This is a genomic window from Streptomyces sp. NPDC054796 (assembly GCF_053611545.1).
In genome coordinates, this window is record NZ_JBSHAO010000011.1 from 142,459 (window position 1) to 155,901 (window position 13,443).

Annotated in this window: 9 protein-coding genes; 6 read left to right on the forward strand and 3 right to left on the reverse strand. The window is 67.4% G+C overall.

Annotated elements, in window-relative coordinates:
• Positions 1-66 precede the first annotated feature (66 nt).
• From ACWGJ2_RS12385 to ACWGJ2_RS12395, 3 genes are all read left to right on the forward strand, one after another.
• The gene (locus tag ACWGJ2_RS12385) at positions 67-750 is read left to right on the forward strand and encodes a DNA polymerase ligase N-terminal domain-containing protein (RefSeq protein WP_453345992.1); all 684 of its coding nucleotides are present in this window, start codon (positions 67-69) and stop codon (positions 748-750) included.
• Complete coding sequence (gene ligD, locus ACWGJ2_RS12390; RefSeq protein WP_453345993.1) at positions 747-1,757, forward strand: non-homologous end-joining DNA ligase; 1,011 nt, start codon at positions 747-749, stop codon at positions 1,755-1,757. The genes ACWGJ2_RS12385 and ligD overlap by 4 nt, the downstream gene beginning before the upstream one ends.
• A 541-nt stretch (positions 1,758-2,298) precedes the next feature.
• Entirely contained in the window at positions 2,299-3,171 is an 873-nt protein-coding gene (locus ACWGJ2_RS12395) for an undecaprenyl-diphosphate phosphatase (RefSeq protein ID WP_453345994.1), read from the forward strand.
• Between the two features lie 17 nt (positions 3,172-3,188).
• Here ACWGJ2_RS12395 and ACWGJ2_RS12400 read toward each other — a convergent pair whose 3' ends face one another.
• Complete coding sequence (locus ACWGJ2_RS12400; RefSeq protein ID WP_453345995.1) at positions 3,189-3,599, reverse strand: hypothetical protein; 411 nt, start codon at positions 3,597-3,599, stop codon at positions 3,189-3,191.
• 483 nt (positions 3,600-4,082) lie between these two features.
• Here ACWGJ2_RS12400 and ACWGJ2_RS12405 point away from each other — a divergent pair, with 483 nt between their 5' ends.
• The gene (locus tag ACWGJ2_RS12405) at positions 4,083-5,297 is read left to right on the forward strand and encodes a DMT family transporter (protein WP_453345996.1); all 1,215 of its coding nucleotides are present in this window, start codon (positions 4,083-4,085) and stop codon (positions 5,295-5,297) included.
• Positions 5,298-5,341: 44 nt separating this feature from the next.
• Here ACWGJ2_RS12405 and ACWGJ2_RS12410 read toward each other — a convergent pair whose 3' ends face one another.
• Positions 5,342-5,983, reverse strand: coding sequence for a flavin reductase family protein (locus ACWGJ2_RS12410; protein WP_453345997.1), 642 nt, complete (start codon positions 5,981-5,983; stop codon positions 5,342-5,344).
• 125 nt (positions 5,984-6,108) lie between these two features.
• On the opposite strand from ACWGJ2_RS12410, the gene ACWGJ2_RS12415 reads away from it, so the two are divergent.
• Positions 6,109-7,785: a recombinase family protein gene (locus ACWGJ2_RS12415; RefSeq protein WP_453345998.1), complete on the forward strand. Its 1,677-nt coding sequence runs from the start codon at positions 6,109-6,111 to the stop codon at positions 7,783-7,785.
• Positions 7,786-8,179: 394 nt separating this feature from the next.
• Complete coding sequence (locus ACWGJ2_RS12420) at positions 8,180-8,311, forward strand: hypothetical protein (protein ID WP_453346036.1); 132 nt, start codon at positions 8,180-8,182, stop codon at positions 8,309-8,311.
• Between the two features lie 1,143 nt (positions 8,312-9,454).
• Here ACWGJ2_RS12420 and ACWGJ2_RS12425 read toward each other — a convergent pair.
• Positions 9,455-13,309, reverse strand: coding sequence for a WD40 repeat domain-containing protein (locus ACWGJ2_RS12425; RefSeq protein WP_453345999.1), 3,855 nt, complete (start codon positions 13,307-13,309; stop codon positions 9,455-9,457).
• Positions 13,310-13,443 lie beyond the last annotated feature (134 nt).

Consider the following 13,443-nt stretch of genomic DNA (forward strand, 5'->3'; position numbering starts at 1 on the left):
CGCGACAGTGAACGGGTACGCGGCACGGATCACGGTCACGGCGGGCGGCAGGAGGGAGCGGGGACGGTGAGCGGCAAGAAGGCGAACGGCGACGGCGACGGCAAGGACGCGCTGTCGGCGTACCGCGGCAAGCGGCACTTCGAGCGGACGGCCGAGCCGCGCGGCGCGGGCGCGAAGGGCGCGGACGCGCCCTGCTTCGTGGTCCAGATCCACGCGGCGAGCACGACGCACTTCGACTTCCGGCTGGAGGTGGACGGGGTGCTCAAGTCGTGGTCCGTGCCGAAGGGCCCCTCCGCCGACCCGCAGGACAAGCGGCTGGCCGTGCCGACGGAGGACCATCCGCTGGAGTACCGCGAGTTCGAGGGCGTCATCCCCTCGGGCGAGTACGGAGCGGGCAGTGTCATCGTGTGGGACGAGGGCACCTACCGTCCCCTCACCGGCGAGGGCACCGGCGGCGGCAAGCGCGCCCCCGCCTCCTTCGCCGAGGCCCTGGAGCGCGGCCACGCCTCCTTCCGGCTCGACGGCGCCAAGCTGCGCGGCGGCTACGCCCTCACCCGTATCCGCCGTCCCGGCGAGGGCGACGACGGGCGGGAGGCGTGGCTGCTGGTCAAGGAGAAGGGCGGCGGCGCCTCCGGAAGCGGCGCCCCCGACCCGGCACGCGCCCGCTCGGCCCGCAGCGGTCGCACGCTCAAGCAGGTCGCGGCGGAGGCCGACGGCGGGGGCAAGGGGAGAAGGGGAGGCCGCCGGTGAGCGGGCTCCTGGACCGGCTGCCCGCCGCGCAGCGGCGGCTGCTGACCGAGGCGCCGTCCGGCGTCGAACTCGCCGCGCGCCCCACGCTCGCCGTCCTCAGCGACAGACGCGACTTCGGCGACGGCTGGCTCTTCGAGCGCAAGCTCGACGGCGTACGCGCCTTCGCCGTGCGCGAGAACGGGCGGGTGCGGCTGCTCTCACGCAACGGCAACCGCCTGGACGACACCTATCCGGAGCTGGTCGAGGCGCTGGCAGCGCAGCCGTGCGAGGACTTCACCGTCGACGGCGAGATCGTCGCGTACGCGCACGGCCGTACCGACTTCGCCCGCCTCCAGCGCAGGATGCAGCTCACCGACCCGGACAAGGCGCGGGCCAGCGGGGTCGCCGTCACCTTCTTCCTCTTCGACCTGCTGCGGCTCGACAGCATGAACGTCACCGCGCTCCCCCTGCGCACCCGCAAGTCGCTGCTGCGGGACGCGCTGGAGTTCGGCCCTCCCCTGCGCTTCACCACCCACCGCAACCAGGGTGGGCAGGAGCTGCTGGACCAGGCGTGCGCGCGGGGCTGGGAAGGGCTGATCGCCAAGCGGGCGCAGGGGCGTTACCCCGCACGGCGGTCCCCGGACTGGCTGAAACTCAAGTGCCAGGCGGGGCAGGAACTGGTCGTCGGCGGCTTCACCGAGCCGGCGGGCAGCAGGGAGGGGTTCGGCGCTCTGCTCGTCGGCCACTACGAGAACGGGCGGCTGCGCTACGCGGGCAAGGTGGGGACGGGATACGACCGCGCCACCCTCCTGCGGCTGCGCCGGAAGCTCGACGAACTGGAGCGGCGGACCTCGCCGTTCGCCGATCCCGTGCACGAGCACGGAGCGCACTGGTGCCATCCGGCGCTCGTCGCCCAGATCGGCTTCAGCGAGTGGACACGGGACGGGATGCTGCGCCATCCGCGCTTCCTGGGGCTGCGCGACGACAAGAAACCCGAGGACGTCGTGCGTGAGGCACCGGCCGCCTGACGTGGCCGGCCCGCTGCCCACCCATTGCCCACCCATTGCCCACCCGCTGCCCGCGCGCGGCTTGCCCACGGTCCGCCCACGTGGAGGGGGCGTCATCTTGCCGCTGTAGTCTGCTCCCCGTGATCGAGGAGGCGCGGGATTGAGCGGGCGCTGTGCGGCGGCGGACCGGTGCCCCGGTGGGCCCGTCGACGGCACCGTCGGCACGGACCTCCCTCCGGCGAGGTAGTCCGGTGCGCCCGGCCGTGCGCGTACGGCCAGGCGGCGGCCTTCCGTGGCTGCCGCGGACGCCGCACGGGCACCGCCCGTCGGCGCACCCGGCGAAGGGGCGGGCAGCGCACGCGCGTCGTCACCGTCGCCCGGTCACGCTCACGGGTCCGCGTCCGCGCCCGGACCGCGGTCAGGTCCGCGTCAGGACCGTCCGCGCCGGGACCGCCCGCGGGGGCGCGGTCCGCACCTCTCCACCCCTGGCACCCGCAAACCGCATCTGGCCTGCACCGGCGCAGGTCACGAGCACGATCGTCGACAGGACGGGTTAGACAGCATGTCGTGGTTCGAATCGTTCATCCTGGGGCTCGTCCAGGGGCTGACCGAGTTCCTGCCCATCTCCTCCAGCGCGCATCTGCGCCTCACCGCCGCGTTCGCGGGCTGGGAGGACCCCGGGGCCGCCTTCACCGCCGTCACTCAGATCGGCACGGAGGCGGCGGTGCTGATCTTCTTCCGCAAGGACATCGCGCGCATCGTCTCCTCCTGGTTCCGCTCGGTGTTCAGCGGCGGCAAGCACAAGGACCACGACTCCACGATGGGCTGGCTGGTGATCGTCGGCTCCATCCCGATCGGTGTGCTCGGGCTCGCCTTCAAGGACCAGATCGAGGGCCCGTTCCGTGACCTGCGGCTGATCGCCACCACCCTCATCGTGCTGGGCATCATCCTGGGCATCGCCGACCGGCTCGCGGCCCGCGACGCCAAGGGCGGCAGGCACCGCGCGGTGCGGGAGCGCAAGACGCTGGAGGAACTGAACGTCAAGGACGGCCTGTTGTTCGGCTGCGCCCAGGCCATGGCGCTGATCCCCGGCGTCTCCCGCTCCGGCGCCACCATCAGCGGCGGCCTGTTCATGGGCTACACCCGCGAGGCCGCGGCCCGCTACTCCTTCCTCCTCGCGATCCCCGCCGTCCTCGCCTCGGGCCTCTTCGAGCTGAAGGACATCGGCGAGGGCCATGTCTCCTGGGGCCCGACGCTCTTCGCGACGGTGCTCGCCTTCGTGGTGGCCTACGCGGTGATCGCGTGGTTCATGAAGTTCATCTCCACTCGCAGTTTCATGCCCTTCGTCATCTACCGCGTGGTGCTGGGCATCGTCCTGTTCGTCCTCATCGCCATGGGTGTGCTGAGCCCGCACGCGGGCGAATCGGTCGGCTGAGGACCCGGCCCGCGGCGTCAGAGGGGGCGCTCGCCCGGCCTTTCGTAGAGCCGGTCCAGCAGCAGGTCCAGCTCGGCCATGTCCGGGTGGCGGCGGGCGAACCGCAGTCCCCGCTCGTGGTCCCTGATGCCCTCGCGCGCCTCCACCCGCGCGGTGACCTCCAGCGCCTCGGCCACGGAAGCGCGGGAGGTGTGGACGGCGTGCAGCGAGTGGGCCATGCGCCGGAGGACCGGGCGGTAGGCGTCGAGGGCGGGGCGGACCTTCTCCTCGAACAGCGCGCGGTACTCCTCCCCCACCACCTCAAGGTGCTCGCCCCGCTGGGCGCGGGCGTCCTCCACCGCCCGCTCGGCACCGGCCAGGTCCAGCCCGGTGCGCGCCGCGACACGGCGGACCAGTTCGTCGAGGATCCCGTTACGCCTGTCGCTCACGTGCCCTCCTCGTCGTAGCGGCCCCGCCGCGCAGTCGGCGGGGCCTTCCACCACATGCAGCCAGCATGACGGATGGATACGGACAGTGTGGCAGCGCTCACTGACAACGCCCCCGGATATGGATGATCCGCCGCCCCCCGGGCGCCGTCCGCGCCGGGCGGGCGAGGCGGGCGAGGCGTGTGACGGGGGAAGACATGCGAGAGGCCCCGGCCGGAGCCGGGGCCTGTGCCGCCGTGGGGGACGCGGACTTCTTCTTGCACCCCTTTCAACGAGCACGGCGCAGGAACGTTACGCCTGACTCGGCGGCGGGCCCATCGAGGGCGCCCTCGCGCCGCCGGGCCGTCCGCTGGCAGGTGTACGCCGCATACGGACGTACTCCGCTAGGGGTACGGAAAGACGCCCCTGGCAGACGACGACAAAGACGACTTCGCGAGTCATCGTTGGAGACATGGACAGGACGCCCACGCCCCGCCGGGGCAGGCCATGACTCCGCTGCTCGCGGCGGTGCTGCTCTCGCTGGTCTCGGCGGGCTGCTACGCCGCCGCGGCGATCGTGCAGGAGCGGCTGGCCGCCACCACGGCCCCGAGCCGCTTCGGACTGCTGCGCTCGGCACCCTGGTGGGCCGCGGCGGCCCTCCAGGGCTCCGGCGCACTGCTGCACGTGGCCGCGCTGGGCCTGGGGCCTCTCACCGTCGTGCAGCCGCTGGGCGTGCTGACCCTGGTCCTGGCGGCGCCGATGGCCGCGCTGCTGGTCAGGCGCCCGGTGACCGGCACCGGCTGGCGCGGCGTCCTGCTGGCCTCGGCCGGTCTGGCGGGCATCCTGCTGCTCACGGGCTCCTCGGCGGCACGTCCGCTCGACACCACGGAGCAGTTGCTGGTCGGGGGCCCCGTGCTGGCGGCGCTGCTGGCGCTGACCGTGATCGCCACGTCGGCGGGCAGGCGGGCGCCGCTGATCAGGGGTGTCTCGCTGGCAACGGCCGCCGGGATCGCGTACGGCGGGGCCTCCGTCTTCGTGAAGACCGTCGCTGACAGCTGGGGCGCCTCCTCGCTCCTCGCGCTGCTGCCCGCACTGCTGCTGACGGGGGTGCTCGCGGCGTCCGGGCTGGCCGCTTCGCAGGCGTCGTACCGTGGCAGCGGCCTGACCGTGCCGCTGGCGACCGCGACCGTGGTCAACCCGGTCGTCGCCGCCGCCGTCGGTATCCTGCTGCTGGACGAGGGGTTCCGCTTCGGCGTGCTGGGTGAGCTGCTGGCCCTCACCGCCGCCGCTGTGGCCGCCTGGGGCCTGGTGCTGCTGGCCTCGGACAGCGCGGCGCGGCACGAGCGCGTATCGCACGCCTCCGGGGACGACGCCCGCGACGCTACGGGCCAGGTCCCCGAGCCGGTCGTGATCCGCGCACCGGCCGGGACGTCCCGTGTCCTCCGGGGAGCGCGCGGAGGCGGGGGCTCCACCCGGGCCGACGCGGCGACGGTGCCCCCTGGCCCGCGACGCACCGTGACCGGCGACGACGCGGCCGGGCCCGGCCGCGCGAGAGCGCACGGTTCCAGGAAAGTGACCTGGCCAGGGAGGGGAAGCGGGCCCGTCGAGGAAGCCTCCCCCGCCTCCTTCGCCGTCCCGGTGCCCGGCACGGTCCCGGCGCCCCTGCCCACCGCTTCCCCGGACGACCCCCTCGATCCGGCGCGGCCCTTCCAGCTCCACTGACGGGAGCGAGCGGGGCCGGTCCGGGCCCGGCCCGGACCGGGCGTCTACGGCGTCTGCTCCCCGCCGCCCCGCGCGGGCCGCTCGTTCCTGCCCTCGGTGTACGGGATGCGCGCGATCTCCCACACCTCGCCGAGGGTGCCCCACTCGTTCTTGCCCAGGCGGGTCAGCGGGCGCAGCCGTGTCACCTCCGGGTGGCCGTCCACCAGCACGTCCTCGGAGACGGCGGCGTGCACCACGCGCCCGAAGACGACGGTGGAGTCGCCCAGCCGCACCGTGCTGTGCAGCTCGCACTCCAGCGCGACCGGCGAGTCGGCGACCCGGGGCGGCTTCACCCGGCAGCTTCCCTCCTTGCTGAGCCCGACGGCGTCGAACTCGCTCATGCCGCGCGGGAAGTCCGTGGCCGTGGAGTTGATCTGCTCGAAGAGCGGCTCGGTCGCGAGATTGACGACGAACTGACCGGTCTCCTCGATGTTGCGCAGCGAGTCCTTGCGCCCGACCGAGGTGAACTGCACGACGGGCGGCGTCACGCACGAGACGGTGAAGAAGGAGTGCGGGGCAAGGTTGTCCGTATCACTGTCTCGGCTCACCGTCGACACCCAGGCGATGGGCCGGGGCACGACGGTGGCTGTCAACAGCTTGTAGAAGTCCCGACTGGGCATGGCCTGGGGATCAAAGTCAACACGCATGATCACCAGTATCCCCCGCGCGGCAACCGCGCAGGCTAACCGGGGTTTCACGGCTCTACCCAACCGCGAAGTCCGACCGAAGGTGCCCGGTATCGGGAAGCGACGAGCACCTGGAGCCGACACCGGTGATACCCGCACCACCCACCACTGTCTGGGAGGACTTCGAAGTCCCCGCCCATGTCCGCGGCGGACATGTCACCCTCAACCTGCACGACCACCTGGCCGCCTACGCTCCCCAGCGGCCGGCCGCATACCTGCGCATCTCCTCCGACCGCTTCGGACTGGAGGCAGGAGTCGACCGGCAACTCGAAGACGCTGAAGACAGCCGCACCCGCCTGCACTGGGGTCCGTTCGCCAAGGTCTACCGGGAGAACGACACCTCGGCCTTCAAGAAGAAGAAGGTCACCAAACCCGACGGCTCCACCGACTGGGTCGTCGTACGCCCCCAGTTCCGCCGGCTTCTCGCCGACCTCGCCTCCGGAGTGATCGACGGCGTCATCTTCTACGACCTGGACCGGCTGGTGCGCCAGCCCCGGGACCTGGAAGACCTCATCGACATCGTCGAATACACCAAGCGCCCGGTCACCGGCGCCACCGGCGGCCGGATGAACCTGATCAACGACAATGACCGGCATATGGCCCGGATGATGTGCGTGATGGCGCTCAAGTCCTCCGAGGACACCGCGCGCCGCGTCGCCCGCCAGCACCTCTCCGCCGCCCAGAACGGTCTCGCCCAGGGCCGCATCGCCTACGGCTGGGTCCGCAAGGGTGAACACAAGGGCCAGCTCATCCCCGACGAAGCCGACGTCGTCACCCGCATCTACCAGGACTTTCTCTCGGGCGAGTCCGCTTACAGCATCGCCAAGACCTTCAACACCGAAGGCATCCAGCCTCCGGCAGCCAAAGCGTGGTCCTCCACGATGATCACCAAGATGCTGCGCAACCCGCGCTACGCGGGCATGGTCTCCTACAGCGGCCGACACCGCATCGACGCCGCGAAAGCCTGGGACGGCTGGTCCCTGGTCCTCTTCGACGACGAGGGCCGACCACTGCTGGGCTCCTGGGAACCCCTCGTCACCCCGAAACTGTGGTCCCGGGCGCAGTTCGAGTTGCAGCACCGCCGCCAGCAGGCAGGCGTCCAGCCCGGTCGCCTGCGGGGCGCTGCCGCGATCAGGCATCTTCTGTCCGGCATTCTCAAGTGCGGCAAGTGCGGACGCGGCCTGGTCGGCCACTGGGGCCGGAAGCGCAAGGACGGCCTCAAGGTCCGCTCCTACATCTGCCCCAAGAACATCCCCACCGGATGCCCGGGCACCTACATCGCTGCGGACACTGTTGAAGCGGCCGTCGAAGAGGCTCTGGACGCCTTCTTGCTGCGCCTCCTCCAAGGCCCACAGAGTGCTGCTGCGACGACGGACTCCGAAACGGTAACGGCGCTTCAAGCTCGCTTGGACCAAGAGCAGGCCCGCAAACGCGACCTCATCAACCGGTGGTCGGAAGGCACTCTCAACGAGGCCGGACTGACCGAAGAGGACTATTTCAGTATGCTCTCCGGACTCAACCGAAAGATATCCAACTACCGCGATTCGATCGAAACTTTGGAGGGAAAGGCTGTTCCCTCCATCTCAGCCGAGCAGCTGCTCACCAATTGGCGTTCAGGAAGCCTGCGACAACGGCGCGCCATCCTCAAGCGCTATCTCCACGGCATCACCGTTCACCGGGCCCCCGAACCCAAGGGGTTCAACCGGAGCGCTCTGGTGAAGGAGCGTCTCGAACCACTCTGGAAGAGTCCCGAAGAGATTTAGATAGAAGTGGAGCCCGACTGTCACAGCCGGGCTCCACTCATTTTCCGATGTATGACAGCAAATTCCGAAGCCTCTCCCCTTCAACGGAACTGACTTCTGGACTACGAGCCAGGAAGCGGGTCAACCACTCATCTTCACGAGGACTCCTTTCCGTAGCCAGTGGCGCAGGATCCTGTGGAGCACAGTCAGAGCTACGACATTGCAGTCGTGCCGTCGAGGGCCCCTTTCGCCGCCCGGAGGCTCGCGCGTCAGCCATACCAGCACCCCAATCTTTTAGCACATCAAGTCTTTGAAGTGCCATACCACATGCCCACGAACCAGTAATGACTGCACAGTACGACCAAAATCCGGCCCACCCAAACGCGCGTCTCATTGCGGAAAACATCAGGAGCCAATGAGCAAAAACCACGAACGAAAGGTGACATGCCGAATACGTTGGGCGCCGAATCATCAGCTCATCGACATGAAGACGAAGTACAAGGAGACCGCGCGCGGCGGGCTCGCGGTCAACGTCATCGAGTGCTGAGCGCGTAGGCCCTGACCAGGCGATTCGCGTCTTTCAGCTCTGTCACGGGCTTACCCTTCTGTACGGCCGAATGTCCCTCAGAAGTCCCTGCGACAGAGCTGAAAGTCCCTGAAAAGTCCCTGGGGGTTCCCCTGACGGACCAGTGAATGACCTGACCCAAGAGCGTCTCGCGCCCGACGGGGCAGCCCACACCGGGGCCTCCGCCACGCCGAGGGCGCGGGGCGCTTATCCAAGAGCCGTGTCCGACGCTGAATCGAGCTGGGCCCGTGAGCGCCCGGTCGCGCGATAGGACATGCCCCCTTGTTCCTACCGCCTGAGACCGGCCAGAAGCTCGCGCTCGACCACACTCGACTGCGCTGCAGCGTGGACACCGAAGCGCTGATCGCGGGGGCCGATTCAGCGCGGATGCGTGATCATGCTTCATCGTCCAGGGGCGCCCCCGCCGCTTATCGATCGTCGCACTGGTCTGCTACAAGCCGGGCGAACGCTTCCATCTGATCTACCGGACCTGCCCCGACGCACGTCCCGACGGGCGCAAGGGCTTCTCCTGGAAGGACTACCGCGCCCTAATCCAGGCCGCCCACCAGCAACTCGGCGGTCCTATCATGCTGGTCTGGGATAATCTCAGTACCCACCTCACCGCGGGAATGCGTCAAATACATCGCGGACCGTGACTGGCTCAGCATCTTCCAGCTTCTGCTCTACGCGCCCTATCTCAACCCGCCGAGGGCATCTCGTCCGTACTGCGGCGCACCGTCTTGGCCAACCGGACCTTCACCGACCCTGACGACTTGACCGTCGCTGTCCGCCGGGGCCTACCCGGCTCCGGTACCGCGCCGATGTCCTCGAAGGCTGCCTCACCAGCACCGGGCCTCCAGCGCGACCCACCCATGACGACAGCACACGTTCAAGGTCAGTAGACGTCGAAGTAGAGCCAGGTGATCCTTCTGACGTGTACTTACGCTTTCCGGGAGACAGGGCGGTGCGCAAAGGGTGCGCAATGCGGGCGCCCTCGTTCTTACTTGAGCGCTAGAGCCTCACCTCGCCCGCCGGGTCGGGCTGTGACTGTTAGGCCGTGCGAACAGTTCAGAAGAGTATTGGCTTCCCCCAGGGGAACGCAGCACTGGGCAGGACAAAGGGTCTCTATTCGGAGAACCCTCGGTAGGAATCGCGTTGCACCGGAACCCCCTGCGCACGAAGGCCAGTCGAGGCGAGATCCGTCGCAGTGAGGTCGAGCCGGATTCCAAGCATCCCTGCGTCCAAACTCACCGTGATATCGGAGGCAGCTTGGGCCGCCCAGACGATCCTGTGATGGACAGGGATTTGCACTATCGGTTGGGCGGTGGCAGGGTCCCAGACTCTCAGTGCCCGGTCGTCACCGGCGCTCACCAGAATCGTGCGACCATTGACGACTGACACCCAAAGCTGCCGCACTCTGGCTGAATGTCCTTCAAGGGAGGCGACCGGTTGCCGGGTCGCCACATCCCAAAACTGGACCACGCCAAACTCATTGCCGGTAGCGAGGAGTACTTCCCTCCCAACTCGAACGGCGCACTGTGCGGTTAGCGCTCCTCGGCCAATGTTCAACTGGGACAGTTTCTTACCTGAGTTGGGGTTCCAGACTTCTATACGCCCATCGAAGGTTATCCCTGCAATGGCGAGTTGCCCGCGCACTTGCACAGGGCAGATGTCCCGCGCTCCCACCGCACCTATATCAAATTCGTGAACGAGACACCCCTGTGTAACATCCCAGAAATGTAGGGAGTTTCCCAAGGACCCCACTAGAACTGGAGTTGAATCGATCTTAATCGCGCAAATCGAGAGGATGGCCGTGTAGTGGAAGCGTGGATGTTTGATTACCCGGACCAGATCCCCGGTCTGCGGATCCCAGATCTGGATTCCTGTCCCGGCGACAGCGAGATGAGGCTGCCCTCCGAGCGGTAGCGTACATAGCGCGTTGACTTCAAACGTGGGCAGTCTACGGGCCGTAGCCCAAGATATCGGGTCCCTAATGTCAACCCCATCTTCACCGACTTGCGCTGTTGCCATGGCCAACCTGGAGCCCAGCCGGACCACACAGGCGGCGTCGAAGAGGTGTGCCTCACTGCTTTGCACCAGCGTGTTCTGTCCGCCGGTATCCCGATCCCAGATATGGATGGCGTGGTCGTCGCCGCTACTGGCCAACCAGACTTTGACTCCGGTACGAATTGAGCAAACTGCATAGATCGAGCCTGTATGGCCATGCCACATCTCAAGCTGACGCCCAGTTCCCGGGTCCCAGAGCCGCAGGGTCTCGTCGTCCCCCGCACTGAACAGAACGGCCTCCCCGTCAAGGACCGCAGCGCAGATGGCGAGCACCGGACCCTCGTGCCCGGTCAGCCATCCGGCCTCGCTCCCGTCACGCGGATCCCAAAGACGGATCGCGGAGTCGTACCCCGCGCCAGCCAGCAGTGTGCGCCCCTGGACCTGGACCGTACACAGTGCCCGGTTCCATTCGTTCCACGTTCCCTGAAGCACTGCAGTCCAGCGGATGGCCCCCGTGCCTGGATCCCACAAACGTACAGTTCCGTCTTCACTGCACGAGGCGAGAAGGGTGACGTCGTCCACGGTGACCTCGCAGAGGTCAGTGATCCAATCGTCATGTCCGTCAAGTTGGATGATTTGTTCACCCGTGGCGGGGTCGAGTATCCGAATAGTGGCGTCCGTCGCGTGTGCCACAGCGAGAACTGTTCGGCCGCCCTGCGTGAGGGAGCAAAGGGCCGAGTATCCGCCTGGATGCCCGTTGATGTGATGCAAAGCCTCCCCCGTGAGGGGATCCCAGAACCGGATCACTCCGTCACGTCCGGCGGAGGCGAGGGAATCCACCATCTCAAGCCGCACGCATACGATGGAGCGGACCTCGTCAGTGTGTCCTTCCATTACATGCAGGACTTCGCCGAGTAACGGGTCCCAGACCCGTACGGTGCGGTCACCACCTGCACTAGCCAACAGCTCCTGGCCTCCCGCAGTGAATGCGCACAGGACGTACGACCAGCGCGTATGGCCGTCTAGCACGGCCTCCTCCCGGCCAGGCACCACGGTGGACCAGCGGGCGCGGTACGGCGCAGGTAGAGGCAACTCACGGTAGATCTTCCCGAGATGCTGCTGAGCCTCCGTCAGGCTGTACAAGGCAACTCGCCGAGTAGAATCGGCATTGAATGCTTGGGGAGTACGCCGGATGAGTTTTGTTCTGGCGCGGGCGAGGTCGGAATTACCACGGTCAGCCACCGGGAGCAGCCGACGCAGATCGGCGTGGAGCAGATACACATCCTTGGAAAGCAGCTCGTCCAGTACGTCACCAGCTTCGGCATGGCCAGGTAGCGAACGCTTGAGATACGGATCAGCATCCGTCCAGCCGACACGCTCGCCTTCGGCGATCATGGCACGGGTAAGTGCCCGTTCATCCTCGTGGCGTGTGTGCAGTTCGGCTCGGGAGCTAAGCAGAGTGTCGTTAAGCGCTTGATGAAAGAGGCGGTAAATGGTATCGCGCCTTTCGCAGCCCGACTCAACAAGGAAGTTCGCAGCCGAGGAGCGGGCGAAGGCCGCGAGGGTGGCCTCGGGCACAGATGGGCCGCCGAGCGCACTGATCGCCACTTGCCAAAGGGCGAGTGAGAAGCCCGAGGCTTCAGCGAAGGCGAGGGCCGTGAGGATCGATCCGGCCGAGTAGTCGTGCACCGGCTGAATGCGGTCGAGATAGTCCCGCAGAGCGCCGTCCACAGTGGGAGTGAAAGCGATCTCCTCCGGCCGGACGGCCTCCCAGTCATGCAGTCCGTGCGCCCGCGCCACCAGTCCAGCCACCAGAAAGTTACGGTCGGCCATGGTGGCGATGCGGCTCGCAACCGGCTCTGCGGTGGCGTTGTCGGTGTACGGGTTATCCTGTCGTTCGTCGCCGAACATTTGGAGGGTGGCGAGGGTATACGACTCAAGGTCGTCGTACTCGAAGAAGCGTGGCTCGTCGAGATCGACCAATGACAGTGCCTTACCGAACGAGGCGAGGAGGTCACCGGAGTCGTCCCGGCGCCTGCTGCCCACGATCACTCGGATGTTCAGGTCGGCACAGGTCTCCACCAGCGGGGTGATGATTCGCCGGATGATCAGCCGCACCTGCTGAGGTGAAGTTGCCTCGTCCAGTGCGTCGATGACCACTGTGAAATCAGGGAGAGGGCTACTGCTCCCCCTTCCGAAATGCCCCCGCTCGACCGGAGACGAGCCCTTAAGAGCCTCGCGTAGGTACTCCGGCAGATACTCGATGTCGCTGGGGAGCGCAGCCGAGGCTGCTGCGGCGATCTCGATGGCAACATCTAGCGCTGTCTTGCCCTTGGCGTGTACCGCACAAGCGATGGACCCGATCGGCGCTCGCACAGCGATGTCGTCATTCGGCAGCAAAGCCGCGATCTCCCGGTCCGCCGTAGTGACGATCCGGCCCAGAACGGCAGACTTTCCCACACCAGGCGACCCGGTTACAACGAGTGCCTTCCGCGCCGGAGGCGCACTGATCCAATCGGCGATAGCGCTGAGGGCGGTGGTCCGTCCACGGAAGCGAAACCCTCTCTCGGTATCGATGCTGACGCCACGAGCGCGGGGGCGCCAGTGGCGGCCGGCTTCGGGATCGCTCCGCAGACACCACCCCCAAGAGGCAAGGGCCGACTCACCAGCCGCTTCTACCCTCCACGAGGCGAGGTCTGCGATGCCTTCCCCAGGGAAGATACGGTCGATCTGTCGAAGTGACAGGGCACGCGCGTCACCGTCCCCACTTGCCTGACCGACCATACCGATGATCGCGTCGTATTCGGGCGACCATATCGCCGATCCACTGAAACCCGATCTAACAGTGTATCGGGAATGAGTATCGAGCCGCACCCAGCCGTAGCCAAGGGCTTCGCCGATGATTCCGGCGGCAGAATTGCCGAGCAATTCGCCCCCTGGAAAGCCAAAGGCCCACCAGTCTCGGCCGACCACGTCTGCTGGAAGTGGGGACACCCACCCCGCGGTGAACCAGCATGGGACGACCGGGGGCAAAAGGCGGATAGCACCAAACAGGTTAATCTAAAACCCCGACGGAGGGAGAAAGAACACCCACACACGCAAGAGAG